Here is a 25,036-nt window from a genome sequence, read left to right as displayed (position 1 = left end):
GAATCGCTGGGGGGGGGTAAAGTTGACTGCAGTATTCGTGCATCTTTCGGATATTCACTTCGGCCAAGAAAAAAAGAATGGCGGCCAACTTAAGATAAATAATGACGCCCGACGGGAGCTGATAGAGGACGCGGCCGCAGTCATTGCCGCTCTTCCAAACAAACGAGCGTCAGGCATCATTGTTACCGGTGACCTCGCCTATGCAGGAAAGCGAGAGGAGTATGATGCCGCCGGTAAGTGGCTTGACGAACTGGCCCGCAGGGTCGGCTGCAAGGCCGCCGACATCCAGATGATCCCCGGCAACCATGACATTGACCGCGACAAGATCAAAGGCGCGACGCAGATGATGCTCGAAGCCATCATTGCCGAAGGTGAGGAGGCGCTAAATCGTTTCCTGGAGGAGCAGGTTGATCGTGACGTGCTTTACTCACGCTTCACTGAGTACAGGCGCTTCGCTGATGCCTACCAGTGTCCACTAGACTGCACGGGCAACAATAGTGCTGAGCGGCGCGTTGAGTTGGCGGAAGGTCGTGCTATCCGATTCGTGAGGCTTAACTCGGCGCTTATTTGCTCGAAGGGCGACAAGGAGGGCCATCTTCTCCTTGGTCAGCGTCAGCGGGTACTCGAGGCTGGCCCTGGTGAGGAGCTAGTCGTTCTGACTCATCACCCTCTTAACTGGTATTCAGACGCAGATGACGCGCGAAAATTCTTGCGGGGTCGAGCGCGCGTATTCGTCTCCGGGCACGAGCACCTAGCTGCTCTCGATGTTCAGCATATCGAGAAGGGCCGCGATCTGATGTTGCTCGCTGCAGGCGCCACGACGCCGGACAAGATCGACGACACATACAACTACGCGTATAACATTATTGAGTTCGACTGGGACGAACACGAAGACGCTCTGGCAGTCACGCTCCATCCCCGTTCTTGGAACGATGATATGAAGCGCTTCGAAGCCGATGACGTCAGGCTCCGCGGCCGGGATTCCCGAATCGTGCTTGGGTCCCCTAATTTCCGCCGCGCTCCGCGACCCAAAATGCTGGAACCTGACGTTCTCGACGCTCACGCTCAGACAGCGATGGTCGAAATCATCGTACCCAAGGAGGAGGATGTGGCGGCTGACGCTCAGGTGGACGAAGCCGAATACCAGAACTTGTATCTACGCTTCTTCCGTGACCTTACCGAGGGCGAGCGTCTTCGGATACTTGTCGAACTGGACGCAATTTCCGGCGACATAGCTGGCGGCTTCAATCACGAGATAGAAAGCAGGCTATTCAGAAGCGTAGTGCGTGCGAACCGCTTCCACGATCTCCGCAGGAAGGTCGATGAGGCATTGATCAAACGCGAAAGAACGAGGGGAGCACGATGAGCAACATGGCGGAGTATGCCCGGATTTTCGACACAGCAACCGGTGATGATTGGGTAGAGAAGCGGAAGTTGGCCGTGACGGACGCCAAGCGTTGGATGGGCGAGTTGTCCACTTCGCAGGCAATTAAGATAGCCTCTGGTATTGCAGCCGCCGTCGCTGGCTCGGCACTGCCCAGCGAGATTGTCGCTGCCGGAGAGCAGAAGATTCAGAATCATGCCTCGTCCTTTGTGGTCAGCGCCGATGAGGGCGAACTACAGATCAAGGTTGTGCTAATGGCGGCTGCCATTGATGTGGTCAGCCACAGACCGGCGGCAGAAGGCGGCTGGGGCTCGGCCGACGCGCTAGCTGCTTCGTTCTGGTCGGCGCTATGGTTTCAAGCCCCACTTGATCAGCCAAAGATTGAGAGACTGCGTCAAGACCTGCTCTCCGCGAGCCGGGAACGAGTCCTCCAAGTTGCCAGCGACGCGCGCAGACGACGCGCCGTACCTAAGATCGGACCTGTCAACATTGCTCAAGATTCAGTGGCCGGGACCAAGGTAAATACCGCTTTCACTAGGGCCATAGAGCCGATGGTATCTGTGATGCGCGAAAACGCCGCCCTAGATCGGGAGGAACTGGATTTCATGTGGTGGGTGCTGTCGGATCGTAGCGATAGCCTTGACGAGCCTTTTGCGGCCATGCCCGAAGCCACCCGGGCCGTCGTGGCCGGCTTCGACGCCTCCGCCAAGCTCAGGAAGCTGCCCGCCGACGCCCATAAAAATATCGTCTTACGCAATATTGTGAGTGAGGAGAAATTGGCGTTACTGGAACTCGTCAAGCAGCTTGGTGATCGTCGCGCAGCGCTGGTTGAGCACCTGCAAACGCCGCTCGTTGCCGAGGCACCCGCCGTTTTTCCGCTGATTGATGCAATAACCACCGGCAGCAGCAAAGTACCCTTTGCCGCGGAGAAACTCGCCCCGTCCGAGTGGGGCGCTCGCGCGTTGTTAGAGGGGGCGATCCGCCATCTGCAAGTCGGAACGGTCGGCACACTATGATCGAACGGGTCTGCGACATTGCTGAATGTACCTTTCCGCAGACCGGCGTGTGCGTGCGGAGCTACCCTGATCCCGCCGACTGTCCGGATCACCAAGGTGCGGTGAAAAGAATCAGGGAAATGGAAGAACAGAACGTCGACGCTGATTCTGACGCAGTACCCGTGCAGGCAGCCCGAGAGATCAGCGGTGAGGCAGTTCTTTCCCCGCCGGAGGACAAGCCGCAACTACCGCGCAGTAGCACCCTAGGGCTGCGCGAGGCTGATAGACTGATGCGCAGTCGGTACGTTAATATGATCGGCGTGGTTGGCTTGCCAGACGCCGGCAAAACGGCGTGCATCGCCAGCCTGTATTTGCTCCTCGCCCACGGTTCGCTCAAAGGATTCAGCTATGCGAATAGCCAGACGCTCATGGCGCTTGAGGAGATCGCGCGCGGGACTCGACGGTGGAATGATGGCGATCCGCCAAAACAGATGACCGTCCACACAGAGCTGGCGGATGACCGCCAAGCGGGCTTCCTGCATCTCCGCCTCCGCCGTGCCGCCGACAGTCAGAAATTCGATATACTTGTGCCTGACCTGCCGGGGGAATGGTCGCGCACCCTTATCAATAGGGGTGACGTGGAACGGTTTTCGTTTCTAAGGTCTGCCGAGGTGATATGGCTGATGGTAGATGGCCGCGAGTTCGTCGAAGCGCAGACGCGGGAACTCGCCATTCACAAGACGACTAATCTCATTGAGCGCTTGGCCAACATCCTCGATGTTCCACGCCCAAGAACAATTCTCGTGGCCAGTTGGCGAGACAAGGGCGACTTTCCTGAAGGCGCCTTAAAACGAGTTCAGGCCTCCGGCGAGCAATTCGGGTTTGCGATCGAATTAGCGTCCATCGCTTCCTTTTCGGACAACAATGATGTCCATCCGGGCATCGGAATGTCCGAATTGATTGAAGGCAGCCTCACCTCTCATGTTCAACGACCAGATCCATGGCCCGCGCATGCACGCTTGCAGTCGGAGCGCGCCTTTCTGAACTTTGGAACTCGCGTATGAGTAGGAAGTCGATCATTCTCGTCGGGGGACCGGATTCCGGTAAGAGTAACTATGTTGGGCGCCTATGGGCTTCACTCAAGGCTGGCCGAGGTGCTTTGAAACGTACAGGAATGCCCAGGAATATCGAATACGTGGAAAGCATATGCGAGCACCTGTTAAGAGGCGAGTTCGCAGGGCGTACGGACACAAATTCTGAGCGTCAAGACTTTTGCATTCCGCTCAAAACCCGCGAGGATACCGAGCCGACTGAACTCATCGTTCCGGATTTTACAGGCGAGCTTTGGCGTGACGCTATCAAGAACTCAGAGATTCCTCGTGAATGGCTAGACGAGTTGGAAAACGCAGACGGGGCCCTTCTGTTTGTTCGCGTCCATTCCCCACTCAACGTTCAGCCGCTTGATTGGGTGACCTCTCGCGACATATTGCGGAAGCACGGTGAGGGCAATGAGGAGTTGGAGCTACCAACACAGGTGATACTTTGCGAACTGCTGCGGCACCTCCAGCAACGGCTTGCGGACAAACCGAACGGAACTCGTCCTCGGCTAGCAGTGATGGTGACCGCTTGGGATAACCTTGACCCGGAAAAGCAGGCAGTTGGTCCGATGGAGTTCCTGCGCAAGGAGTTTCCTCTTTTCGCAGGTGCTCTTGAGGACTTGGAACGGATGGAGATGCGCGTATACGGGGTAACTATCGTGGGTGGCGACTTAAAACGCGATGATAAGTTCCGGAAAAGATATCAGAACATGATAATGGCCGAGAGCGGTACAGTCACATTTGAAAGTGGCGGGTCATGGCAGGAGAGCCCGGATGTCACACTCCCTGTGGCCTGGGTCATCGAAGACTGAGGTCTCGCATGCCAATCGTTGATCAGCAGTTGCATGGGTATCGGCACGGGCATCAACTGCTCTCGGCATCCACCAAGCTGTCGAAAACGGATCAAGAACTCGTTGACCGGCTGTCTGATATCGCGGGTCCTCTGCGTGCCGGCGAAATCTTCGACTCCTATCTCACATGCTATCCACTGCCCTCCGGATTGCATTACGTTCTCGCTCGTACTTGGCAGGACCTAGAAGCCCCACGCGCAGGCTGTGTGCGAACCCGCAGCCTGATTGTCCCTATGAAGGAATGGACTGCTGGCTTGGAGATCGACGGTTTGGCCGAGGCCCTGTCGATGAGCGGCCCCACCACTCCGGCCGAACGAATGGAAAAGCATAGCTCGCCGCGACTATTTCGACAGGTCGATATTTCCCAAGGGATTGAGCTAGTCGAAGCCCTTTTCCTCGAAGATCGAAAGCCGATCGCAGTGTTCGATGCGCCCGATCCGGAAGCGATCACACTTCGATTGTTGGCTGCCTTTTGGCCGTCCTTGCGCCGCACATTCTCGGTATCAACATTTGCGCTTTCGCCCCGTTCCATAGGTGACCGCAGTTTCGACCTGGTTTTCGCTCCCAAGAATGCAAGGTCCCGATTTAGCGATTGGCCAGGGCGTCGCATCGACGGGCGCAAGCCCGCCAGCAGCCGTCATCGCTGGTCAAACGAAATTGCCACTCGTGTGTTCGCCGTTGATCCACCCTCCTTGCTTCCCGACGACACGCCTATTGAGTTTGCTTCGGAGACAGGCGGCTCGGAAGCCGAACTTAGAATATCGCTGCTTTGGGATGAGCTCCGCGACAAGCTTGAGACCTCGCCAAATGCGGCACTAGGCCTGCTCGACATCGCTAATAGCCGATCGATTCAAAGCATCGACGCAATAAGATTACTTGAGCCCGCACTGGGACGTGCTGCGCAACTCGCTGCTGCGTCACAGCCTCCGATTGAAGCTTGGCGGTTCCTACATGCCCTTACCGATAAATTGCGCAACGTGCGAATAAGTGCATCGGTAGCGAAAACAATTCGTAGCGCTGCAATCCAGTTAGCAGTGAAGGCACCAGTAGAAGCGATAGAGAATGTGCCGGTGTTCTCTACAAGCCACGACAATAAGCTGTTGCTAGGCGCGGTTGGCGACGGCATTGCGCAAGCCTTCGACAAAGAATGCGCAGAGGCGGTACTTAAGCTCGATCCTGCCAATATTCTACAACTTCTGTTGCTTAGCCCAAGTGTGGCTGAAGTGTCTCTGTCCCGATTCCCGGAGCTATCGGCCCCGCTTGCGATGGCCTTGGCTACGGCTCCGCTGCAGTTGCAATTCGACGCGCAGCGCCAGTTGCTTCACTTACTTGTTGAAGACAATCATGCCGACGCTGCCCGTTTGCTCATTGCCAATCTCGATCGCGAAGGACTGATCGCCGAAGTCCGCCTTCTGCACGCGGCAAATGCCTTGGCAGCAGCAAGTCTTCATATAGCGATCGCAGATCGAGCCAGTACAATTGGAGTCACTTCAGAATTATGTGACGCAGTGGCTAAGTTACCTGTTGGACCGGGTCCAGACGCGCTATTGTATCGACTGATCGGCAAGGATCTTGACGGTCTAGCTTGGCTCTTAGACACGACGGTGATTGCAGATCAAAGGCGCGTCGGCATGGTTAGCAGTGTTCTGCGCTGCGCCTCTATCGAGGAGTTCAATGCGATAGCATCCGGGACGCTAGCTGAGGTCGTTTTGCAGTGGCTCACACGCGATATCGATGGCAATTTAGATTTGATCGAGCGTATTCTTGAGGATGGAAGTGTCGAACCAGTCGCGGCAATAGCCACTACTGTCCAAATTTTGCCGCGCGTCGAATCAGGGCGGGCGCGCGCGCTTGCCGCTGGTGCGCTCGACATCATTCTTCCAAGGGACACAGGAAGGGGCAGGGCTGCGACCCTCGACACCCTTCTAGATACGATAGGCTCAAAACTTGACGGCCCAGTTGCAGTTCGACTTGGTCTCAAGCGCGAGGTACCCAGTGAATTAGTCACCGAGAATCTTGCCGCGTTCAACAGAGCCACCCCCGGCGCTCGCCAGCGTATTCTGATTGCAATCGAAGAATTGGCGGCGGCCATTATTGCGCGTGGCCGTATTGACTTTCCCGAAAGCGCGGCGGCCGATGCTGCCAGTTTGCTTTGGGATTCGGCCCACGTCGACAAGCGCGCTTTTATTCGAGCGTCAGCTGCGCTTATGCCTTTCCTGCTGCGATCTCGGCGCGAGCCGGCATCCCCTCTCATTGCGGCTGCTTTCCCTTCTGTCTACCAAGAGCTGAAGAAGCACAACGATGCGCCGGATTTTCTCAAGTTTTTCGTGTTCGTTGACTGGGACAAATGCAAGACGGCAAGAAGCGATCTCGTCGAGGCGTTTATGAAATCGAATTGGCGCGCGACCGATATTGCGCTTGCCGCCGCACGGGCCGGGGACGTTGGGCGCATTTTGGGGCGTATCGCGAGTGAGGACGACGGCTTGCGAGCTATCAAGGATATCCAACGGAACTTGTTCGAGATTCCTGATCCTTGGCGTGGGCAAGTCTACGCTGTGCTACAAGACAAACGGAGTGCTAAGCCGCTTTGAGGCAATGTCCGTTTTACCACCAGCCTCGCTATTTCGCTTGTCCGCCCTGAGCCGCTTGGCCTCCGACACAATGGCCAACTTAACACGCCAAGTTGCATCTGCATCAAACCAGTTTCCCCCCTCACCCCCCAGCCAACCGCGGCAGCAAAAAAATCTCCGCCCCCTCCGGCAGCTTCTTGCTCCACGTATCCCGGTAAATCACCCCGTCGATCGCAACCGCAATCCCGCGATCGATCCACGGCTCGAAGCCGGGATACTGTTCAGCCAGTTTCCTGAACAGTTCCCTGATGTCCTTGGCCTCGACCTCGACCTTGCTCTTGCCGCCGGCGAGCTGGCCGAGCGCGCCCCAAAGGGTGACTTCGACCATCTTTGCTCGCCCCTGCCCTAGCCCCGTTCCGCCTCGATCGCCGCCAGGATGCGGGGCGGCGACATCGGGATGTGGGTCATGCGCACGCCGGCCGCGTTCGACACCGCGTTGGCGATCGCCGCCAGCGGCGGCACGATCGAGGTTTCGCCGACGCCGCGCACGCCATAGGGGTGGTTGGGGTTGGGAATTTCCAGGATCTGCGTGTCGATCATCGGCAGGTCGGAGCAGACCGGGATGCGGTAGTCGAGGAAGCCGGCGTTCTGCAGCCTTCCGTCCTTGCCGTAAATATACTCCTCGTTGAGCGCCCAGCCGATGCCTTGCGCGGCACCGCCCTGGTACTGGCCCTCGACATAGGTCGGGTGCACCGCCTTGCCGGCATCCTGCACCACCGTGTAGCGGATCACCCTGGTCGAGCCGGTCTCCGGGTCGACCTCGATGTCGCATATATGGGTGGCGAAGGAGACGCCGGCGCCGTCGGCGACGAGCTCGCTGTGGCCGGCGATCGGCCCGCCGGTCTTGCCGGACTGCGCCGCGATCTCCTTCAGCGACAGCGCCGCGAGGTTGCCGTACTTCTCGCCCTTGGCGATGGCATGGCCCTTTTCCCAGATCACGTCGTCGACCGGGATGTCCCACATCTGTGCTGCGCGCTCACGCAGGATCTTGATCGCGTTGCGGGCGGCCGAGATCGTCGCCATCGAGGAGGAGAACGTGCCGCGGCTGCCGTCGGTCATGTCGTTGTAACCGAGGCTCGACGTGTCGGCGACGATCGCCTTGAGCTGGGTGTAGTCGATGCCGAGTTCCTCCGCCGCCACCAGCGACAGCGAGGCGCGGGAGCCGCCCACGTCCACCGTGCCGACGGCGAGCGACACCGAGCCGTCCATGCCGATGTTGAGGTCCACGCAGGTCTGGCCGCCGAAATTGAACCAGAAGCCGCAGGCCATGCCCCTGCCCTGGTTTTTCTTGAGCGGCGCCTTCATGTGCGGATGGTTCTTCACCGCTTCCAGCGTCGGGCCGATGCCGATCGGTCCGTAGACCGGGCCGTAGGACGAGCGTGTGCCTTCCTGCGCGGCGTTCTTGATGCGGAAGTCGACCGGGTCCATGCCGAGCTCCTTGGCGAGCTCGTCGACCGCGCTTTCCACCGCGAAGGCCGCCATCGGCGCCGACGGCGCGCGATAGGCCGCGGTCTTCGGCCGGTTGACCAGCACTTCGTAGCCGACCGTCTTGACGTTATCGAGCTTGTAGCAGGCGAACGCCGTCATGGCGCCGATCTCGGCCCAGGCGCCGGCATAGGGGCCGCAGGAATAGCGCAGCGTCGCCTCCGCCGCGGTGATGGTGCCGTCCTTGCGGGCGCCGATCTTGACGTCGATCGAGGTGGCGCTGGTTGGCCCTGAGGCGCGGAACACCTCGTCGCGGGTCATCACCAGCTTCACCGGCCGTCCGGCTTTGCGTGACAAGGCAAGCGCCACCGGCTCGGCCCAGACATGGGTCTTGCCGCCGAAGCCGCCGCCGATCTCGGAGGAGGTGACGCGCAGCTTCGAGGCTTCCATGCCAAGCAGCTGGGCGCAATGCTGGCGATAGACGAAATGGCCCTGCGTGCAGACCCAGAGATCAGCGGTGCCGTCGGACGAAACGCTCGCCACGCAGGCATGCGGCTCGATATAGCCCTGGTGCGTCTGCTCGGTCTTGAAGGAGCGCTCGACGATGAAATCGGCGTGCCCAAAGCCCTGATGCACATCGCCATGGCCGAACTGGCTGCGCTTGGTGACGTTGGAGGGCTTTACCGGCTTTTCCTCAAGGCCTTCCGTGAAGATCGTGTCGTTGATCAGCGGGGCGTGATGCTGCATCGCCTCGTCGACATCGGTGACATGCGGCAGGATCTCGTAGTCGACCTCGATCAGCTTCAGCGCCTGCCGCGCCGTGCGGGCGTCGACAGCGGCGACCGCGGCCACCGCATGGCCGTCATAGAGCGCCTTGGTGCGCGCCATGCAATTGTCGAGGATATCGTACATGGCGGCATCGCCATCGGTCAGGTCCGGCAGGTCTTTCGCCGTGATCACCGCCTTCACGCCGTTCAGCTTTTCCGCCTTCGACGTGTCGATCTTCCTGATGACCGCATGCGCGTGCGGGCTGCGCAGCACGCGGCCGACCAGCTGGCCGGCCATGTTGAAGTCGGCGCCGTAGCGGGCGCGGCCCGTCACCTTGTCGACGCCGTCAGGACGGATGGGGCGTGTGCCGACGGATGTGAATTTACGCCCGGAAAAACGCGGATCGAAATTCATCTTCAGGCTCCCTTCATCACATGTGCCGCGTCCTGGACGGCGCGCACGATCTTGTCATAGCCGGTGCAGCGGCAGAGGTTGCCGGCGAGGCCGAAGCGGATCTCCTCCTCGCTCGGGTCGGGGTTTTTCGCCAGAAGGTCCTTGGCCGCGATCAGGAAACCCGGCGTGCAGATGCCGCATTGCAGGGCAGCATGCTCGAGGAATTTCTGCTGCAGCGTGTGCAACTGGTCGCCATGCGCCATGCCCTCGACGGTCTCGATGCGCCGGCCCTCGGCTTCAGCGCCGAGCACCAGGCAGGAGCAGACCAGCCGGTCGTCGAGGATGATCGAGCAGGCGCCGCAGTCGCCGGTGCCGCAGCCTTCCTTGGCGCCGGTCAGGCCGAGTCGGTCGCGCAGCACGTCGAGCAACGGCTCGTCAGGCTGGCAGAGATATTCGATATTGTCGCCGTTGATTGTGGTCGAGACTGCAATGCCAGCCATCATTTGCCTCCTGCACGTGCGTAGGCTGATGTGGCGGCACGTTTGGCCAGCACACCCGCAACCTTCCGTCTGAATTCGATGGTACCGCGCTTGTCGTCGATGGGGCGGCAGGCGCCGGCGCAGACTTTTGCCAGCCGCTCAAGCGCCGCCTCGTCCAGCTTCCTGCCGATAAGCGCCTCGGCGGCCTCCTCGACCAGCAGCACGGTCGGCGCCGCGGCACCCAGCGCCACGCGGGCGGCGGTGATGACGCCGTGTTCGTCGATCGTCAGGTTCACCCCGGCGCTGACCACGGCGATGTCCATCTCGGTGCGCGGGATGAAGCGCAGATAGGCATCGCCCGAGCGCGGCGCTTGGCTGTCGAGCAGGATCGCCTCGATGATCTCGCCCTTGGCGAGCGAGGTCTTGCCCGGCCCGGTCGGCACGGCCTCGACGGGGATGGTGCGCTTGCCCGAAGGCCCGGCAACCACGGCCCTTGCACCCGCCGCCACCAGCGCCGGCACGCTGTCCGCCGCCGGCGAGGCGTTGCACAGATTGCCCGTGATCGTGCAGCGTCCCTGCACCTGCTTCGAGCCGATCAGCTTGGCCGCCTCGACGACCCCTGGCCATGCCTTCTTCAGGGCGGTGTTCTCGCCCAGCACGGCGCAGGGAACGGCGGCACCAATGCTGAAGCCGTCGGCCGTTTCGCGGATTTCGCTCAAGGACGCGATCGACTTGATGTCGACGATCAGGTCGGGCTCGACAAAGCCCCCCTTCATCCTCACCAGAAGGTCGCTGCCTCCGGCCAGGATGGCGGCCGTGCCAGCCGCTCCGGCCAATTGGCCGACGGCATCTTCGATTGAAAGCGGACGTATGTAGCGCATCGTCTCCCCTTGGATATCGCGATTTCAGCGACCGTTATAAACACTCTCCTCATAATGGCTATCCGGTTCGTCATTTGCGACGATTGGTCCAGCCGCCGCAAAATCGAGTCCCAAATCAACCGGAATTGCCGTACGCCAACCCTGCACGGCCGCATTGACGCCGGTTCTCAAAAAATCTGAGAGCCTGTGTCGGATCGGTCAAGCCCCGTTCGTCCTTGGGACATCGAACACGCATCATGAAAGGACACGATATGCCCGGAACCGTACGTCTGCACCGCGTTCTCACCACCAGCCCGGAGAAGGTCTATCGCGCCTTCGTCGAAGCCGACGCGCTGGCCAAGTGGCTGCCGCCGAACGGCTTCACCTGCACGGTCGATCATCTCGAGGCCAAGGTTGGCGGCACGTTCAAGATGTCCTTCCGCAACTTCACCACAGGCGGTAGCCATGCCTTCGGCGGCGAGTATCTCGAACTCGTTCCCGGCGAGCGCCTGCGCTACACCGACCGGTTCGACGACCCCAATTTGCCCGGCGAGATCCAGGTGACCATCACCTTGAAAAAAGTGTCGGTCGGCACCGAAATCGACATCACCCAGGCCGGCATTCCCGACGTCATCCCGGTCGAGGCCTGCTATCTCGGCTGGCAGGAATCGTTGCGAAACCTGGCCAAGCTGGTCGAGCCCGAGATCAATCAATAAGGCCATTCCCGAAAGTGCCCGCCGCCGCCGATGACATGCCCGTCGGCGGCGGTTGTGCATTGGGCCTTGACCGCACGATCGCGTGCGTGAATCCTTTCCCGGTCAAAGGGAGGAGTTCCATGCGACATCTGTTGGTTGTGTTGCCCGCCTTGATCCTGGCGAATGCGGCGCAAGCGAGTACGATCTACTACGGCAACAAGGTGGGAATGGAACTGACCATCGTCAAAAAGTCAGGCATCGGCTCCACGCATGCCAGCATCCTGGCCAAGCACGACAGGCGCAAAGCGGGCGTCTACTGCCGCGAATACGGCCACGATTTCTCCAAGGAGTGCATTGACGCGGAAATGAAGTCGCCGCTGCATTTCGAGATCACCGCCAACTGCAAGACCGGCAAATTCACCACCTTCTACGGTGCCAACATGCTGTTCCAGGGCCGCAACAAGGGCACGGACGTGACCACCGACTACCTGATCACATCGATCGATGACAATGTGCTGCTCGATGGCTCCGGCGCCTCGTCATACGATGTCACGCTGGACCAGTTCAAAGCGCTCTGCCCCAATCGCGTACGCTAGCGGCGTTTGCGACACTGTGCTGATCAGGGCAAACGGCGGAGGAAACGCGTGACCCTCACCAACCGGGATATCGTCGAGATCACCGAGTGGCGGCGCAAGCTGCACCGGCAGCCGGAAATCTCCAATGAAGAAGAGAAGACGGCGCAAGAGGTCGTCTCCTTCCTCGCCGATACCGGCCCGGACAAGGTGCTGACCGGATTGGGCGGACACGGCGTGGCGGCGGTCTATGACAGCGGCAAGGCAGGTCCCACCGTGCTGTTCCGCTCCGAACTCGACGCGCTGCCGATCGAGGAACTGTCGGGCGTGCCGCATGCCTCGCAAGTGCCGGGCAAGTCGCATATGTGCGGCCATGACGGGCACACCGCGATCCTGGCAGCCCTTGGCCGTCAGCTCGGCCGCGAACGCCCGGCCAGCGGCCGCGTCGTGCTGATGTTCCAGCCGGCGGAGGAGACCGGCAATGGCGCGGCCGGCGTCGTCGCCGATCCCCGCTACGGCGAGATCGCGCCGGATTTCGCCTTCTCGCTGCACAATCTGCCCGGCGTGCCGTTCGGCGAGGTGCGGCTGAAGCCCGGCGTGGTCAATTGCGCCTCGCGCGGCATGCGCATCGTGCTGGAAGGCAAGACCGCCCATTCCTCCATGCCGGAGACCGGCGTCTCACCCATGCCGGCGATCTCGGAGCTGATGCCGGCGCTGCCCGCGCTCGGCCGCGCCACCTTCGCCGACGACGATTTCTCCATGGTCACCGTCACCCATGCCGAGATGGGTGAAGCCGTGTTCGGCATCGCGCCCGCGCATGCGCAGGTCTGGGCAACGCTGCGCACCCGCCGCGACGAACGCATGGCGGACCTTTGCGCCGCCGCCGAGGCGCTGGTCGGGGAGATCGCGGGCAGGCACCGCCTTTCCGCCCGCTGGGATTATCACGAGATCTTCGTCGCCAGCGTCAACGCGCCGGATGCGGTGGAACACCTGCAACGCGCGCTTCAGGAAGAGGGCGTCGTGCATGGTGAAGAAGCCCTGCCGATGCGCGCCTCGGAGGATTTCGGCCTGTTTGGCCACAGCGCCAGGTCGGCGATGTTCTTCCTGGGCGCCGGCGAGCGCCACCCGGCGCTCCACAATCCGGACTACGACTTTCCCGACGATTTGATCCCGATCGGCTCGAGGATCTTCATGCGCACGGCGCGCAATCTGCTGGGGTGAGTTGGCGCCGCCGCAAGCCGGTCGCGGCCTCGCAAACCGCGTTCGTCCGCGCCTGTCAGGCGGACCTGAGGAACGGGCGTTTGTGGATGGCCCTCTTGGCCTGGAAATTCGCGGCGGGAACGGGTCGGCCCACGCGAAAGCCCTGGATCTTGTCGATGCCGAACTCGCGCATGAGGGCGATCTGCTCGTCGGTTTCCACCCCTTCGACCAGGATCTGGTGGCCGCGATTGCGGACCAGGGCGATGATGTCCTGGAGCATGGCCATGCCCTTCGGGGTGCCGCAATCGTGAAGAAACGAACGGTCGATCTTCACCGTATCGAAATCGATCAGACGCAGCCATGAAAGGCCGGCGAATCCGGTCCCGAAATCATCGAGCCAGATCTTGATGCCCAGCAGCTTCAGGTCGCTGATGCAGCGCAGGATGTCCGAGTGCATCTCCATCTCGAGCCCTTCGGTGATTTCGAAGGCCAGCCTGTTGCCGGTCACGCCGGTCTCGCCCAGAATGGTCGCGACGGACGCCGCGAAGCCGGGCGTCTTGAGCTGGATCGGAGAGACGTTGACGCTGACGAGACGGATGTGATCGTCCGCCAGCAGTTCGGAGCAGACCGTCCTTATCGCCCAGCGCCCCAGTTCCAGGATCGCGCCGGTTCGCTCCGCCACCGGAATGAACAGGCTCGGCGGAACCAATGTGCCGTCCAGCATCTTGAGACGCATCAGCGCCTCCACGGCTTCGACCCGGCCCGACACGACATCCTGGATAGGTTGATAGACGAGCGAAACGAGGCTCTGGCCGATCGCGATCTTCAGCAAGGCCGCGAGGTTTTCGCTCTCGTCGCTGCTTTGCGGATCGGTCGGGTCGAACAGCCGGGCACAATTGCGGCCGCTGGCCTTTGCCAGATAGAGCGCGCGATCGGCCTCGTGGATGATCTTCTCCAGCTTGGCGCCAGCCTGCGTCCTGGTGAAGGCGGCACCCACGCTCGCCGTGACGATCGAGATCCCGTCCCGCCTGAGCTCGTGGGTAAGCGCGAGGTTCTCCACTGTGCGGCAGATGGCTTCCGCCAGCTCCGCGACCTGGCTCTTCTTGTCCATGCGGGCGAGCACAATGAATTCCTCGCCGCCGTAGCGCCCGATCGAGCCATTGTAGTTCTTGATCAGATCGCTCAGCGCATTGGCGACATGGATCAGGCAGCGGTCGCCTTCCTGGTGGCCGTAGCAGTCGTTGAATTTCTTGAAGAAGTCGACGTCGATGAGGATGGCCGCGAACTTGCTGCCGAGCTTTTGCCAGTCGCTCCAGTAATCGCGCAGCTTCTCGTCGATGGCGCGCCGGTTCTCCAGGCCTGTCAGCGGATCCGTCCGCGACAGCCTCAGCAGGGCCTTGCCGCGTTCGGTGGCCTCCTTGTGCTGGATCTTGGCCTCGAGAGCGTTCAGGAAGACGTTGTAGCGCTCCTCGTTCAGCTTCCAGTTCACATAGGAGGTGAACGTGAAGCAGGAAACGTAAAAAGTACCAAATACCATCTTGTACGTCAGCGACGCCGGAACAAAGTAATTTACCACATACAAGATACACAATATGATTGTCGACGTTATGATCGACACCTTGAACCTGAACGTAAAAAATAGATTGGCACTCATCATGAAGATCGTGCCGAATACCATGTAATAGGCGACACTTTCCTTGTTTGCGCCCATGGATGCGGGCAACAACCACCCGATATAGCCAAAGATGATGGCCGCGGCGCAAGTCACGTCAAGCCATTCCGTCGCGGCACCCCGGCGAAGCTGTGCTTCCAGGACCAGCAGTGCGGTCAGGCCAACCGCGAAGCGCGCGGTGATCGTGTAGGCCGCCACGTCAGGTATCAGCAGCAGATCCGATACCGAAAACAACACATAGATGACGACGGCGATCCACAGGCCCGGCCTGGCCTCCGCCCTTCGCTTCGCCTGGGCTTCCCTGCGGTAAAGGATGCGGAGTTCGTCGGCCCCCAGTTCGTGGCGCGGATCATACGGCTCCACATCCACCGTATCGGCCAATCTGGATGACGCGCGCTCGTTCACAAACCCCTCTCGAAGGGGGCTTTGCGATCCGAACTCTTTTCCAGCTTCTGCCCCCACGCAGGACGACTCCTTGGGACGCGACACGATTGCCACGCGGTAAAATGCAGTGGCGCCAGACAAGTTTGCGTTAACTCGAACCCGGATTCTTATCTGCAAGATCGCTAATAAATTGAGATGGTTAGCGGGAAATTAATCATAACAATAAAATGCTCCCGACCCTCCGTTGGCAAATGGAGCATTCTAAGTAATAAGTTAACTGACTGTTAACCAAGGAGTCCTGGTGTGCAAACCGTGTTCGATGGGCAAAGCCTGATTACCGCAGAGATCATCGCCGGCAGTCTGCGTAAAGGCACGCTTGAACATCATGGCGAAGCGTTCGAAACCGCCCGTGCCGAACTGGCGCTCATCCTCCACGCGACACAGCAACAGGTCGAGCAGCAGAAATTTCCGGCCGAGATCGTGCGCCGCCTGCTGTCGCTGCTCAATGCGCTGCGTGCCAAGGTTCATCCCGACGTCTGGCAAGCCCTGATACCGGTGGCGCAGAACCACCCGATCCTGAACTACTTCCTCCAGGATCCGCTGACGCACTGGTCCTTCACCAAGCCCAGGGGGTATTCCGGCGACGCGGAACTGCTCGACTACATCTATTGCGACCCGCACGTGGCCGAGAGCGTGGCCAACGCCTCGGAGGTCGGCAAGGCGCTTTACAGCCATACCCAGAACGTTCCGTCATGCGTCGCGGCGCGGGAACGGCGCGATCTCCTGACCCGCTATGTCGACGAGGCCGCGGCCAGGAACGGACCGGAAACCGAGGTGCTGGCGATCGCCGCCGGCCATTTGCGCGAAGCCAATCGCTCCGTCGCGCTCGCCGAGGGCCGGCTCAAGCGCTGGGTCGCGCTCGACCAGGATCCGCAGAGCGTCGGGCTGATCGCGCGCGACTTCCATGGCACCGCGGTCGAGGCCATCGACGGCTCGGTGCGGACGGTGCTGACCAGGGGCCACAAGCTCGGCAAGTTCGATCTCATCTACGCCTCCGGCCTCTACGACTACCTCCAGCACAACGTCGCCGTGAAGCTGACCAAGACCTGCCTGCAGATGCTGAAGCCGAACGGCACATTCCTGTTCGCCAACTACGCCGAGGGCACCCCCGACGCCGGCTACCGGGAAACGTTCATGGACTGGGTGCTGCTGCTGCGCTCGGAAGTCGACATGTGGAACATCGTCAATGCCAGCGTCGATCGCAACACCGTCGAGGCGCAGGTATACTTCGGCGAGAACCGCAACGTGCTGTACGCCGTGATTGAAAAGCGCGGGTAACAACCTCCGCTGAACCTTGCCATCAGCCCGGCGGTGATGCTTGCGCATTGCTGCCGGTAGCCAAACGTCGCCAAGCGAGATCGGCGCCAGGTCGCCGCTCATCAATATCCGGTGCCGCGGCCGAAGGATCCTGCGTCGCCTGGCAGCACCAGTTCGGCATCGTCGGTGACATAGCCGACATAGCGATAGTCGCGGATGAAGCTGATCCGCCCTTCCCGCCATTCCAGCCACATGAAGTGGATCGGCTTCGGCGCGGTCCGGTGCTCGAACACGGCGATCACCTCACGGCCCTCGACCCATGCCGGCTTGAGCCACAGGCCATCGCTCTTTGCATAGATGGTGAAGAACATCCCGACATCGGCGGCACCCGAGCGCGGCGGATGCATGGACTGCTGAAGCCTCACATCGTCGGCAAGCAGCGCGCGCAAGCCATCCCAGTCGCGCCGGTTGAACAGTGTCACATAGCGCACCACGGCGGCCGACGCGATGCGCGCGTCGGGAAGCGGCTCGGCCTGGGCATTGATCTGCCGAAGCCGGGCGCGGCCGCGTGCCAGATGCGCCTTCACCGCATCGACCGAAATGCCGAGCAAGGCGGCAATTTCGGCCAGCGGCTCGTCGAGCACATCCTTGAGGATGACGACGCTGCGCTGAAGCAGCGGAAGCTCCGCGAAGCGCGACACGGCGGTCTCTACCGCCTCCCTGTGCATCAGCATCTCCACCGGATCGACCTTGCTGTCATCGGCAATTTCAAGCGCTGCCTCGATGGGCTCCGAGGCGCGGATCGCGCGACTGCGCAGCAGGTCCAGCGCGCGGTTGTGGGCGATCCGGAACAGCCAGGGCCTGAGCTGCGGCACGTCGCACAGTTCGTCCAGGGCGACGAAGGCTCGCGCGAACGTGTCCTGCACCACGTCCTCGCCGTCGATGACCGACCCCATCAGGCGCGCGCAATAGCGGTGCAGTTCCGGCCGCAGAGCGGTCGCAAGGGCAAGCAGCCCTTCCTGTCGGTCGCGATCCACGGCAGGTTCCCGCTCGCTCAAGCCGCTGTACCCTCCATGACCGTTACGCCCGCGTCGCCGTTGAGGCCGAAGACGACGCCCTCGGCATATTGCGGGTCTTCCAGCACGGAAACCACCCTGTCGCCGAACGCCCGGGGCGGCATCGGCGCGCCGAAACGGGTGACGAATTGTTCTGGCGTGATGCCCATGGAGCCGGCATAGGCGCCGGCTGCCGCATCCCCGATTCCCGTGCCGAGGATCATCTGCCGCGGCACGATCGCCTGGAAGCGGATGCCGAGCTTCTTCTCCTGCGCCACGCCATTGGCATATTTGGCCATGAACCACAGCATGCGCTTGGAGCCGCCATAACCGCCCGACATCTGCGATCCGGTAACGGCGGCACCACTCGATCCCACCAGCACCCGGCTGCCCGGCTTGAGCGGCAGGTTGAGCGCCGCCTGCAGCCAGTAGAGTCCGGCCCTGACGTCGGTTTCCCAGGCGACGGAGAAATCCTCCCACTTCAGCTGATCCAGCCGGCCCATCCGGGGGACGGCACCAGCGTTCAGCACCACTATGTCGGGGCGAACCTCGCCGAGGATGCGATAGGCGGCGTCCTCGTCCGTAACGTCGGCGCGGATCGTTGCAACGCCAAGCCGCGCGCCGACCGCCTCCAGCGCCTCGGCGCCGCGCGCGACGACGGTCACCTCTGCGCCCCGCTCGACCAGCGCTTCGACCAGCCCGAGGCCAAGTCCCCGGCTGCCACCGGTGACCACGATTTTCTTGTCCTTGAGGCTCATTTGACCCTGCTCCATTGCTTCACTGTAGCTAAGACGTTCGAGCTTTCGGAAAAGAGTCAGCACTGCCGGAAGAAACGTGGCGGCGACGAGCGATTTGGCGGCAAGGGTCGCAGCGCGCGCGCCGCGGCACATGCCGCTCGTTTCACACGATCCCCGGTGTCACAAAGACGATAGCGAACAGCCTTATGGTCACGCGCGACGGGCTGATTCGTGCAACATAAGGTACCGACCAGTCCACTCGGGTCAGCGCGCCCCGCAACCCGTTCACGCCAAGCTACAGGCCCTGCCATGACCATACAATTTTCGCCTGATTGATCGTCCCTCGTGCTATCGATCCGGGCTCGGCAAGGTCCTCGAGACGCATCACCCCGATGATGTCGCCGGCCTTGCCGACCGCGAAACCCACCTTGAAACAGCTTCCTTGCAAGAGACATCAGATGTGGCTGAGTGAATTCGAGATCGTCCTGCGCGACCGTGTCGTCCCGAACGGCGCCGTCAGGATCGAAGACGGCCGGATTGCCGAGATCCGCGACGCGCCGGTCGAGCATGCCGACATTGAGGGCGGCGGGCGCCTGCTGCTGCCGGGCTTCATCGACATGCATGGCGACATGGTGGAGAAGGAAGTCGAGCCGCGCACCGGCGTCCACGTGCCGATGCGGATCGGCATCGCCGAGCTCGACAAGAAGCTTGCCTCATGTGGCGTCACCACGGCCTATGCCGCGCTCTCCTTCATCGGCGCCAGTGTCACCAGCGGCGTGCTGCGCTCGGAAGATCATACGTCGGCGATTATCGAGACCATCGCCGAACTGAAGGACGACCTGCTGGTCGACCACCGCATCCATGCCCGCTTCGAGGTGACCTTCACCCCCGCGATCGCCATGCTGCAGAAGCTGATGGATGCGGGCCGGCTGCACCTGATCTCGCTGATGGACCACACACCCGGACAAGGGCAATACCGCGACGTCGAACTCTACATCGCCCGCGTCGCCAACGAGCGCGGCATGTCCGTTGCCGCGGCCTCCGAGGTCGTCGGCAAGCGCATGGCCGGCCGCCAGGGCCAGGGCGACGTGCTGAACGCGCTGCAGGACCTGTCGGCCCGCGCGCGGGCCCATGGCGTCGTGCTGGCCTCGCATGACGACGACACGTTGGAGAAGGTGGAACTCGTCCACGGCCTGGGCGCCGCGCTCAGCGAATTCCCGGTGACGCTCGAAGCAGCGCGCGAAGCCCGCAGGCTCGGCATGCACACGGCCATGGGCGCACCCAACGCGTTGCGCGGGGAATCCTATTCCGGCAATCTCTCCGCGCGGCAGGCCTACGAGGCCGGGCTGCTCGACATGCTGGCGAGTGACTACCACCCGGCCTCGATCCTGCCGGCCGTGCTCGGCCTGGCGGAGCTGCGTGGCGAAGGGCTGGTGACAGCGGCGGCGCTGACAAGCGCCAATCCTGCCGGGGCCGTGGGGCTCACCGATCGCGGCGCCATCGAGCCCGGCCTCCTGGCCGATCTCGTCGTGGCCGACCGCCATCCGGTACCACGCGTCCGTGCGACCTTCCGCGCCGGACGCATGATCTACGGCGACGGCACGCTGGCACCGGCGCGGCAAGTGGAACACCTTGGCCACGCGGCTCAACGGGTACCGGCTGGGTTCGAATTGCGCTGAGGCTGCTCCAGGAAAAACGTGAAACGGTGGCTTGCCCTAGACGTCGAGCATGACCGTCATGCCGCGCACCTCGGCCATTTCCAGCAGCAGGTCCTGCAGGGTTTCGACGGTCTGCACCGCGCCGGTCATGGCCAGCAGCTCGGCGACACTCTCTTTCATGGAAATGACCGCGGCTCCGGTTTTCTCCGAAAGCAGCCGTCCAATGGCCGCGCGGATAAGGGCATTCTGGTCAGACATGATTCCCCTCTCATGCTGGGATAGCGGCGGTGTTTTCTTCAATCATATGCTCTCGGCGCAACTTCTGCGAGATTCAACTTACGCTTGCAAGCCGTCCGATTGATGATCTTTCAAGTCATTTTGTTGACGCCAGCCGCCCAGCACCGCGAGTGACGGTAGCAGTGACCCGGCTCCAGGCCTGAAAGCCTCCATGATGGCGAGCAGCGCCAGCGGCACTTCGTGCCGGTAGAGCCCGATGAATGTCTTGCCTCCCGCCGTCGCCGGCAACTCCGTGAATCTGTCGAAAATCGAATACGTGCCTGTCGGCTCGTTCAGGATCTCAAAACGGTCCAATGCAAACCTCGTGTCCCCGGGAGCCGTTAACGCAACCGCTCGCCTGAAGTTGCAACAGGTGATGCTTTTTTTATCACAATGGAACGTATATGCCAGCGGCATCGCCGACATGGGGCCATGTCATGCGGCGGGACGCGCAAGAATCGCCTGGCTGGCGACCGCAGGAACAACACGTTCCGACAAAGACTGCGTGTTGGCCCTTGCCGAAGCCGGCGGCCTCGCTCATCCATGGCCTGGAAACGAGCCGGGGACCAGAAGATGACCGATGCCAGCCTGCACATCGTCGAAGCCACCATCGAACAATTGCGACGTGCGCTCGACGAGGGCCTCGTCACCAGCGTCGAACTGGTCGGGGTGTATCTCAGGCGCATCGCGCATTTCGACCGTCACGGCATCAGCCTCAATGCCGTTCCGGTGCTCAATCCTGATATGTTCGAGGAGGCCGCCGCTTCCGACCGGCGTCGGCGCGACGGCGCCTTGCTCGGGCCGCTCGACGGCATCCCTTACACCGCCAAGGACAGCTACAAGGTCAAAGGCCTGACGGTCGCCGCCGGCTCGCCGGCCTTCGAGCATCTCGTCGCCAATGAGGACGCCTTCACCATCGCCCGGCTGCGCGCCGGCGGCGCGGTGCTGGTCGGTCTCACCAACATGCCGCCAATGGCCAATGGCGGCATGCAGCGCGGCGTCTATGGCCGCGCCGAAAGCCCCTACAATGCCGATTATCTGACCGCCGCCTTTGCCTCGGGCTCGTCCAATGGCTCCGGCACGGCGACATCGGCCAGTTTCTGCGCCTTCGGGCTTGGCGAGGAAACCTGGTCGTCCGGGCGCGCGCCGGCCACCAACAACGCGCTTGTCGCCTACACGCCCTCGCGCGGCGTGATTTCCGTGCGCGGCAACTGGCCACTGGTGCCGACCATGGACGTGGTCGTGCCTCACACGCGCAGCGTGCCCGACATGCTCGAACTGCTCGACGTGATCGTCGCCGACGATCCTGAGACGCGAGGCGACTTCTGGCGCGCGCAGCCCTGGGTCGCGCTGCCCAGGAGCTCCGAGGCGCGGCCGCCACGCTACACCGAATTGACGCTCGCGGGTTCACTGAAGGGCAAACGGCTCGGCGTGCCCCGCATGTATATCGGCCGCGACAGCGGAGCCGACCGGCCGATCGAAACCCGCGCCTCGGTGCTTGCGCTGTGGGAGCAGGCAGCGGCCGACCTCCAAAGACTGGGCGCCGAGGTGGTGGAGGTCGATTTTCCCGTCGTCTCCAATTACGAACGCGATCGCCCCGGCGCGCGCACCATGGCAGAGCGCGGGCTGGTGCCGCCGGATTTCGCCGAACGCGAAATCTGGGATCTCTGCATCTGGGGCTGGGACGATTTCCTGCGCGCCAATGCCGACCCGGCGCTTCCCGATCTCGCCTCGGTCGACGGCCCCAGGATCTTTCCGCAGCCGCCCGGCACGCTGCCCGACCGCTATGAAGGCGGCTTCGATGTTGCTGAATATGTCGAGCGCGCGAAATCCGGCGTCACGCCCTTCGAGGACATCCCGACGATTGCAGATGGGCTGACGGGGCTGGAAACAACAAGGCGCGTCGATTTCGAGGACTGGCTGGACGCACACGGCATCGACGCCGTCGTGCTGCCGGCCGCCGCCGATGTCGGACCGGCCGACGCCGACATCAACGAGGCGTCGGCCGACCTCGCCTGGCGCAACGGCACCTGGGTCGCCAACGGCAATCTGGTCTGGCGCCATTTCGGCATCCCGACCGTCACCGTGCCGATGGGCACAATGGCCGATATCGGCATGCCCGTCGGCCTCACCTTCGCCGGCAAGGCCTATGACGACGAAAGGCTGCTGCGCATGGCCGGCGATTTCGAACAATCGACCCAGCGCCGGACGAGCCCGCCACGCACGCCTGAGCTGGCCGATGATGTGTTTTCGGGCCGATCCACTCAAGCCGGCAGCGGCAAGGCGCCACCGCTCGCAATCGCACTTGCCGCCGAGACGCGCGCCTTGGGCGATCAGGACGAAATCGTCATCACGCTCGATCTGCCCGTCGAGGCGAAGAACGCCGGCATCAAGGTGCACGTCAACGGAGAGCCCGTCACCATGCAACGGAGCGGCACGCGCTTCAACGGGAGCGCCTTCGTTCTCGCCGCCGAGCATCAGAGGTCCCACAGCGTCTGGCGCGCTTCGTATGGCTCGATCGTGACGGCGGTGGTGCGGCTGGAGGATGGGCGTAGTGCTGGCGCCTATGTGGTTACGGGCGGGATTGGGTGAGCAGCGGTAAAGCCAACACCCACCGTCGAGTTCCGTCACGCCCCCCCTCTGTCCTGCCGGACATCTCCCCCACGAGGGGGGAGATTAGCAGCTTTGACGCCTCGCTCTTTCCTGCAACTTTGAAAATTCGCGAAGGCCGCGGTGACGGCCGATCTCCCCCCTCGTGGGGGAGATGTCCGGCAGGACAGAGGGGGGCGCCGTAGAGCGCCAACGGCTACTGTTACCCCCGCGCCGCCCAGAGCAAACCGCGTTCCACGATCAGCGCCATCTCCGGCACCGCGAACTCATCCGCCGTGTGCCCAAGCGAACTGTAGAAGACCTTCCCCGCGCCATACCTGCGCTTCCACACCACCGGCATGGCAACCCCGCCAATGCCCGGGAAATGCGCATCGCTGAAAATCGTCGTCGCGAGCACCTCATTGCTCGGGTCGACATGCATGTAATACTGCTCCGACCGGTAGGCGAAGTCGCCGATGCCGCTGGTGATCGGATCGTCCGGCCGGGTGATGACCACCTGATAGTCGATGATGTTGCCGGGATGCGCGACCCACTGGCCGCCAGTCATGAACTGGTAGTCGGGCTCGTTGCGAAAACTGTCGCCCATCGTGCCGTGGAAGCCGCCGAGCCCGCTTCCGCCGCGAACGGCCTGCGTCAGGTTCTGAAGCTCGGCCTTCTCGATCGTCGACATGGTGATGACGGGCACGATGAGGTCGAAGGATGACAATTCCGGATCGGCGAACATCGCCGCGCCCTCGCCCAGCGTGACATCAAATCCGTTTCGCTCAAGCAGTTTGCGCACAACCCCGGCGCTACGCTCGGGCGTGTGGCCTTCCCAGCCGCCCCAGGCAATCAGGGCCTTCTTCGCCATGCCGTGAACCTCCCGAACCGCGCGCCGCGCCTCGGGAGATGGTTACACGGCGTGGCCGTCAGCGCCAGCCCAGTGCCGGCGCGACATGGGTCAGGATCGCCTCGATGACATGGGCGTTGTAGTCGACGCCGAGTTGGTTGGGCACGGTGAGCAGCAGCGTGTCGGCCTCGGCGATCGCCTCGTCCTGCGCCAATTCCTTGATCAGCACGTCAGGCTCGGCGGCGTAGCTGCGGCCGAAGATCGCCCTGGTGTTTTCCTCGATGAAGCCGATCTGGTCGCGGCTCTCATTGCCACGCCCGAAATAGGCGCGGTCGCGGTCGTCGACCAGCGCGAAGATGCTGCGGCTGACCGAGACGCGCGGCTCGTGGCTGTGGCCGGCCGCCTTCCAGGCCTCGCGATAGACGCGGATCTGCTCGGCCTGCTGGATGTGGAACGGCTTGCCGGTCTCGTCGAATTTGAGCGTCGAGCTCTGCAGGTTCATGCCAAGCTTCGCCGCCCATTCCGAGGTGGCGTTGGTGGCCGCACCCCACCAGATGCGCTCGCGCAGGCCTTCCGAATGCGGCTCGAGCCGAAGCAGGCCAGGCGGGTTGGGGAACATCGGCCGCGGATTGGGCTGTGCGAAGCCTTCGCCACGCAGCGTGTCGAGAAAAACCTCGGCGTGATGCCGCGCCATGTCGGCGTCGCTTTTGCCTTCCTGCGGCTGGTAGCCGAAATAGCGCCAGCCATCGATGACCTGCTCGGGCGAACCACGGCTGATGCCGAGCTGCAGGCGGCCGCCGGCGATGATGTCGGCGGCACCCGCATCCTCGGCCATGTAGAGCGGGTTCTCGTAACGCATGTCGATGACGGCGGTGCCGATCTCGATGCGGCTGGTCTTGGCGCCGACAGCCGCCAGCAGCGGGAATGGCGAGGCCAGCTGGCGGGCAAAATGATGCACGCGGAAATAGGCGCCATCCGCGCCGAGCTGTTCGGCCGCGACGGCGAGATCGATGGACTGCAGCAGCGCGTCGGAAGCCGAGCGCACCTGCGATTGCGACGAGGGCGTCCAATGCCCGAATGACAGGAAACCGATTTTTTTCATGGCCCTGAAGTATATGCGAGCGGCGCGTGCTTCAATGCCAAAACAGC

Annotated in this window: 22 protein-coding genes; 11 read left to right on the top strand and 11 right to left on the bottom strand. The window is 62.2% G+C overall.

Features of this window, described 5'->3' with window-relative positions:
• The first annotated feature begins 22 nt into the window (after window positions 1-22).
• The 5 genes from MesoLj_RS15095 to MesoLj_RS15075 are packed head-to-tail and all read left to right on the top strand — an operon-like array spanning window position 23 to window position 6,918.
• On the top strand, window positions 23-1,366 hold the full coding sequence (locus MesoLj_RS15095; RefSeq protein WP_202326521.1) for a metallophosphoesterase: 1,344 nt from the start codon (window positions 23-25) through the stop codon (window positions 1,364-1,366).
• Complete coding sequence (locus MesoLj_RS15090; RefSeq protein WP_202326520.1) at window positions 1,363-2,400, top strand: GTPase-associated system all-helical protein GASH; 1,038 nt, start codon at window positions 1,363-1,365, stop codon at window positions 2,398-2,400. Before MesoLj_RS15095 ends, MesoLj_RS15090 begins: the two co-directional genes overlap by 4 nt.
• Window positions 2,397-3,443: a TRAFAC clade GTPase domain-containing protein gene (locus MesoLj_RS15085; protein WP_202326519.1), complete on the top strand. Its 1,047-nt coding sequence runs from the start codon at window positions 2,397-2,399 to the stop codon at window positions 3,441-3,443. Before MesoLj_RS15090 ends, MesoLj_RS15085 begins: the two co-directional genes overlap by 4 nt.
• Window positions 3,440-4,288 (top strand): TRAFAC clade GTPase domain-containing protein, encoded by an 849-nt coding sequence (locus MesoLj_RS15080; protein WP_202326518.1) that lies wholly within the window; start codon window positions 3,440-3,442, stop codon window positions 4,286-4,288. The genes MesoLj_RS15085 and MesoLj_RS15080 overlap by 4 nt, the downstream gene beginning before the upstream one ends.
• Before the next feature lie 8 nt (window positions 4,289-4,296).
• Window positions 4,297-6,918: a GAP1-N1 domain-containing protein gene (locus MesoLj_RS15075; protein ID WP_202326517.1), complete on the top strand. Its 2,622-nt coding sequence runs from the start codon at window positions 4,297-4,299 to the stop codon at window positions 6,916-6,918.
• A gap of 121 nt (window positions 6,919-7,039) precedes the next feature.
• Here the strand turns inward: MesoLj_RS15075 and MesoLj_RS15070 are convergent, their stop codons facing one another.
• The 4 genes from MesoLj_RS15070 to MesoLj_RS15055 are packed head-to-tail and all read right to left on the bottom strand — an operon-like array spanning window position 7,040 to window position 10,903.
• Complete coding sequence (locus MesoLj_RS15070) at window positions 7,040-7,285, bottom strand: MoaD/ThiS family protein (protein ID WP_023778960.1); 246 nt, start codon at window positions 7,283-7,285, stop codon at window positions 7,040-7,042.
• Window positions 7,286-7,302: 17 nt separating this feature from the next.
• Window positions 7,303-9,564, bottom strand: a complete 2,262-nt coding sequence (locus tag MesoLj_RS15065; RefSeq protein ID WP_202326516.1) for a xanthine dehydrogenase family protein molybdopterin-binding subunit — start codon at window positions 9,562-9,564, stop codon at window positions 7,303-7,305.
• 2 nt (window positions 9,565-9,566) lie between these two features.
• Window positions 9,567-10,043 carry a (2Fe-2S)-binding protein gene (locus MesoLj_RS15060; protein WP_140774225.1) on the bottom strand — a complete coding sequence of 159 codons (477 nt, stop codon included), beginning with the start codon at window positions 10,041-10,043 and terminating at the stop codon, window positions 9,567-9,569.
• Complete coding sequence (locus tag MesoLj_RS15055) at window positions 10,043-10,903, bottom strand: FAD binding domain-containing protein (protein WP_202326515.1); 861 nt, start codon at window positions 10,901-10,903, stop codon at window positions 10,043-10,045. The genes MesoLj_RS15060 and MesoLj_RS15055 overlap by 1 nt, the downstream gene beginning before the upstream one ends.
• Window positions 10,904-11,154: 251 nt before the next feature.
• Between MesoLj_RS15055 and MesoLj_RS15050 the strand changes: the two genes are divergently transcribed.
• The 3 genes from MesoLj_RS15050 (at window position 11,155) to MesoLj_RS15040 (ending at window position 13,370) form a co-directional block, all read left to right on the top strand.
• Complete coding sequence (locus MesoLj_RS15050; protein WP_202326514.1) at window positions 11,155-11,598, top strand: SRPBCC family protein; 444 nt, start codon at window positions 11,155-11,157, stop codon at window positions 11,596-11,598.
• A gap of 119 nt (window positions 11,599-11,717) precedes the next feature.
• Entirely contained in the window at window positions 11,718-12,173 is a 456-nt protein-coding gene (locus MesoLj_RS15045) for a hypothetical protein (protein WP_202326513.1), read from the top strand.
• A gap of 48 nt (window positions 12,174-12,221) precedes the next feature.
• Window positions 12,222-13,370, top strand: a complete 1,149-nt coding sequence (locus MesoLj_RS15040; RefSeq protein WP_202326512.1) for an amidohydrolase — start codon at window positions 12,222-12,224, stop codon at window positions 13,368-13,370.
• A gap of 55 nt (window positions 13,371-13,425) precedes the next feature.
• On the opposite strand, the gene MesoLj_RS15035 is transcribed toward MesoLj_RS15040, so the two are convergent.
• Window positions 13,426-15,426 (bottom strand): putative bifunctional diguanylate cyclase/phosphodiesterase, encoded by a 2,001-nt coding sequence (locus MesoLj_RS15035; protein WP_140774230.1) that lies wholly within the window; start codon window positions 15,424-15,426, stop codon window positions 13,426-13,428.
• A 282-nt stretch (window positions 15,427-15,708) separates the two neighbouring features.
• On the opposite strand from MesoLj_RS15035, the gene MesoLj_RS15030 reads away from it, so the two are divergent.
• Complete coding sequence (locus tag MesoLj_RS15030; protein ID WP_202326511.1) at window positions 15,709-16,743, top strand: class I SAM-dependent methyltransferase; 1,035 nt, start codon at window positions 15,709-15,711, stop codon at window positions 16,741-16,743.
• A 101-nt stretch (window positions 16,744-16,844) separates the two neighbouring features.
• On the opposite strand, the gene MesoLj_RS15025 is transcribed toward MesoLj_RS15030, so the two are convergent.
• The gene (locus tag MesoLj_RS15025) at window positions 16,845-17,780 is read right to left on the bottom strand and encodes a sigma-70 family RNA polymerase sigma factor (protein WP_202326510.1); all 936 of its coding nucleotides are present in this window, start codon (window positions 17,778-17,780) and stop codon (window positions 16,845-16,847) included.
• Window positions 17,777-18,535 carry an SDR family NAD(P)-dependent oxidoreductase gene (locus MesoLj_RS15020; protein WP_202326509.1) on the bottom strand — a complete coding sequence of 253 codons (759 nt, stop codon included), beginning with the start codon at window positions 18,533-18,535 and terminating at the stop codon, window positions 17,777-17,779. The genes MesoLj_RS15025 and MesoLj_RS15020 overlap by 4 nt, the downstream gene beginning before the upstream one ends.
• A 437-nt stretch (window positions 18,536-18,972) precedes the next feature.
• Between MesoLj_RS15020 and MesoLj_RS15015 the strand changes: the two genes are divergently transcribed.
• On the top strand, window positions 18,973-20,193 hold the full coding sequence (locus MesoLj_RS15015) for an alpha-D-ribose 1-methylphosphonate 5-triphosphate diphosphatase (protein ID WP_202326508.1): 1,221 nt from the start codon (window positions 18,973-18,975) through the stop codon (window positions 20,191-20,193).
• 36 nt (window positions 20,194-20,229) lie between these two features.
• Here the strand turns inward: MesoLj_RS15015 and MesoLj_RS15010 are convergent, their stop codons facing one another.
• Window positions 20,230-20,430 (bottom strand): hypothetical protein, encoded by a 201-nt coding sequence (locus tag MesoLj_RS15010; RefSeq protein WP_202326507.1) that lies wholly within the window; start codon window positions 20,428-20,430, stop codon window positions 20,230-20,232.
• 78 nt (window positions 20,431-20,508) lie between these two features.
• On the bottom strand, window positions 20,509-20,763 hold the full coding sequence (locus tag MesoLj_RS15005; RefSeq protein ID WP_202326506.1) for a hypothetical protein: 255 nt from the start codon (window positions 20,761-20,763) through the stop codon (window positions 20,509-20,511).
• A gap of 258 nt (window positions 20,764-21,021) precedes the next feature.
• Between MesoLj_RS15005 and MesoLj_RS15000 the strand changes: the two genes are divergently transcribed.
• Window positions 21,022-23,040: an amidase gene (locus MesoLj_RS15000; RefSeq protein ID WP_202326505.1), complete on the top strand. Its 2,019-nt coding sequence runs from the start codon at window positions 21,022-21,024 to the stop codon at window positions 23,038-23,040.
• A 220-nt stretch (window positions 23,041-23,260) separates the two neighbouring features.
• Here MesoLj_RS15000 and MesoLj_RS14995 read toward each other — a convergent pair whose 3' ends face one another.
• Together MesoLj_RS14995 and MesoLj_RS14990 are read right to left on the bottom strand one after the other, a co-directional pair.
• The gene (locus tag MesoLj_RS14995; protein ID WP_202326504.1) at window positions 23,261-23,908 is read right to left on the bottom strand and encodes a ThuA domain-containing protein; all 648 of its coding nucleotides are present in this window, start codon (window positions 23,906-23,908) and stop codon (window positions 23,261-23,263) included.
• Between the two features lie 58 nt (window positions 23,909-23,966).
• A complete protein-coding gene (locus tag MesoLj_RS14990; protein WP_202326503.1) occupies window positions 23,967-24,989 on the bottom strand; it encodes an LLM class flavin-dependent oxidoreductase in 1,023 nt (340 codons plus the stop codon).
• Window positions 24,990-25,036 lie beyond the last annotated feature (47 nt).

Origin of the sequence: Mesorhizobium sp. 113-3-9, assembly GCF_016756515.1 — a bacterium.
In the GTDB taxonomy this organism is placed as follows: Bacteria; Pseudomonadota; Alphaproteobacteria; order Rhizobiales; family Rhizobiaceae; genus Mesorhizobium.
This window is presented reverse-complemented; position numbering and strand designations above follow the sequence as displayed.

Bases quoted from the DNA above. Each gene is read 5' to 3' on its own strand.
- MesoLj_RS15010 (WP_202326507.1), bottom strand. From the start codon at position 20,430: ATGTCTGACCAGAATGCCCTTATCCGCGCGGCCATTGGACGGCTGCTT.
- MesoLj_RS15000 (WP_202326505.1), top strand. From the start codon at position 21,022: ATGACCGATGCCAGCCTGCACATCGTCGAAGCCACCATCGAACAATTG.
- MesoLj_RS15060 (WP_140774225.1), bottom strand. From the start codon at position 10,043: ATGGCTGGCATTGCAGTCTCGACCACAATCAACGGCGACAATATCGAA.
- MesoLj_RS15050 (WP_202326514.1), top strand. From the start codon at position 11,155: ATGCCCGGAACCGTACGTCTGCACCGCGTTCTCACCACCAGCCCGGAG.
- MesoLj_RS15090 (WP_202326520.1), top strand. From the start codon at position 1,363: ATGAGCAACATGGCGGAGTATGCCCGGATTTTCGACACAGCAACCGGT.
- MesoLj_RS15085 (WP_202326519.1), top strand. From the start codon at position 2,397: ATGATCGAACGGGTCTGCGACATTGCTGAATGTACCTTTCCGCAGACC.
- MesoLj_RS14990 (WP_202326503.1), bottom strand. From the start codon at position 24,989: ATGAAAAAAATCGGTTTCCTGTCATTCGGGCATTGGACGCCCTCGTCG.
- MesoLj_RS15015 (WP_202326508.1), top strand. From the start codon at position 18,973: ATGTGGCTGAGTGAATTCGAGATCGTCCTGCGCGACCGTGTCGTCCCG.
- MesoLj_RS15065 (WP_202326516.1), bottom strand. From the start codon at position 9,564: ATGAATTTCGATCCGCGTTTTTCCGGGCGTAAATTCACATCCGTCGGC.
- MesoLj_RS15045 (WP_202326513.1), top strand. From the start codon at position 11,718: ATGCGACATCTGTTGGTTGTGTTGCCCGCCTTGATCCTGGCGAATGCG.
- MesoLj_RS15075 (WP_202326517.1), top strand. From the start codon at position 4,297: ATGCCAATCGTTGATCAGCAGTTGCATGGGTATCGGCACGGGCATCAA.
- MesoLj_RS15055 (WP_202326515.1), bottom strand. From the start codon at position 10,903: ATGCGCTACATACGTCCGCTTTCAATCGAAGATGCCGTCGGCCAATTG.
- MesoLj_RS15070 (WP_023778960.1), bottom strand. From the start codon at position 7,285: ATGGTCGAAGTCACCCTTTGGGGCGCGCTCGGCCAGCTCGCCGGCGGC.
- MesoLj_RS15080 (WP_202326518.1), top strand. From the start codon at position 3,440: ATGAGTAGGAAGTCGATCATTCTCGTCGGGGGACCGGATTCCGGTAAG.
- MesoLj_RS14995 (WP_202326504.1), bottom strand. From the start codon at position 23,908: ATGGCGAAGAAGGCCCTGATTGCCTGGGGCGGCTGGGAAGGCCACACG.
- MesoLj_RS15020 (WP_202326509.1), bottom strand. From the start codon at position 18,535: ATGAGCCTCAAGGACAAGAAAATCGTGGTCACCGGTGGCAGCCGGGGA.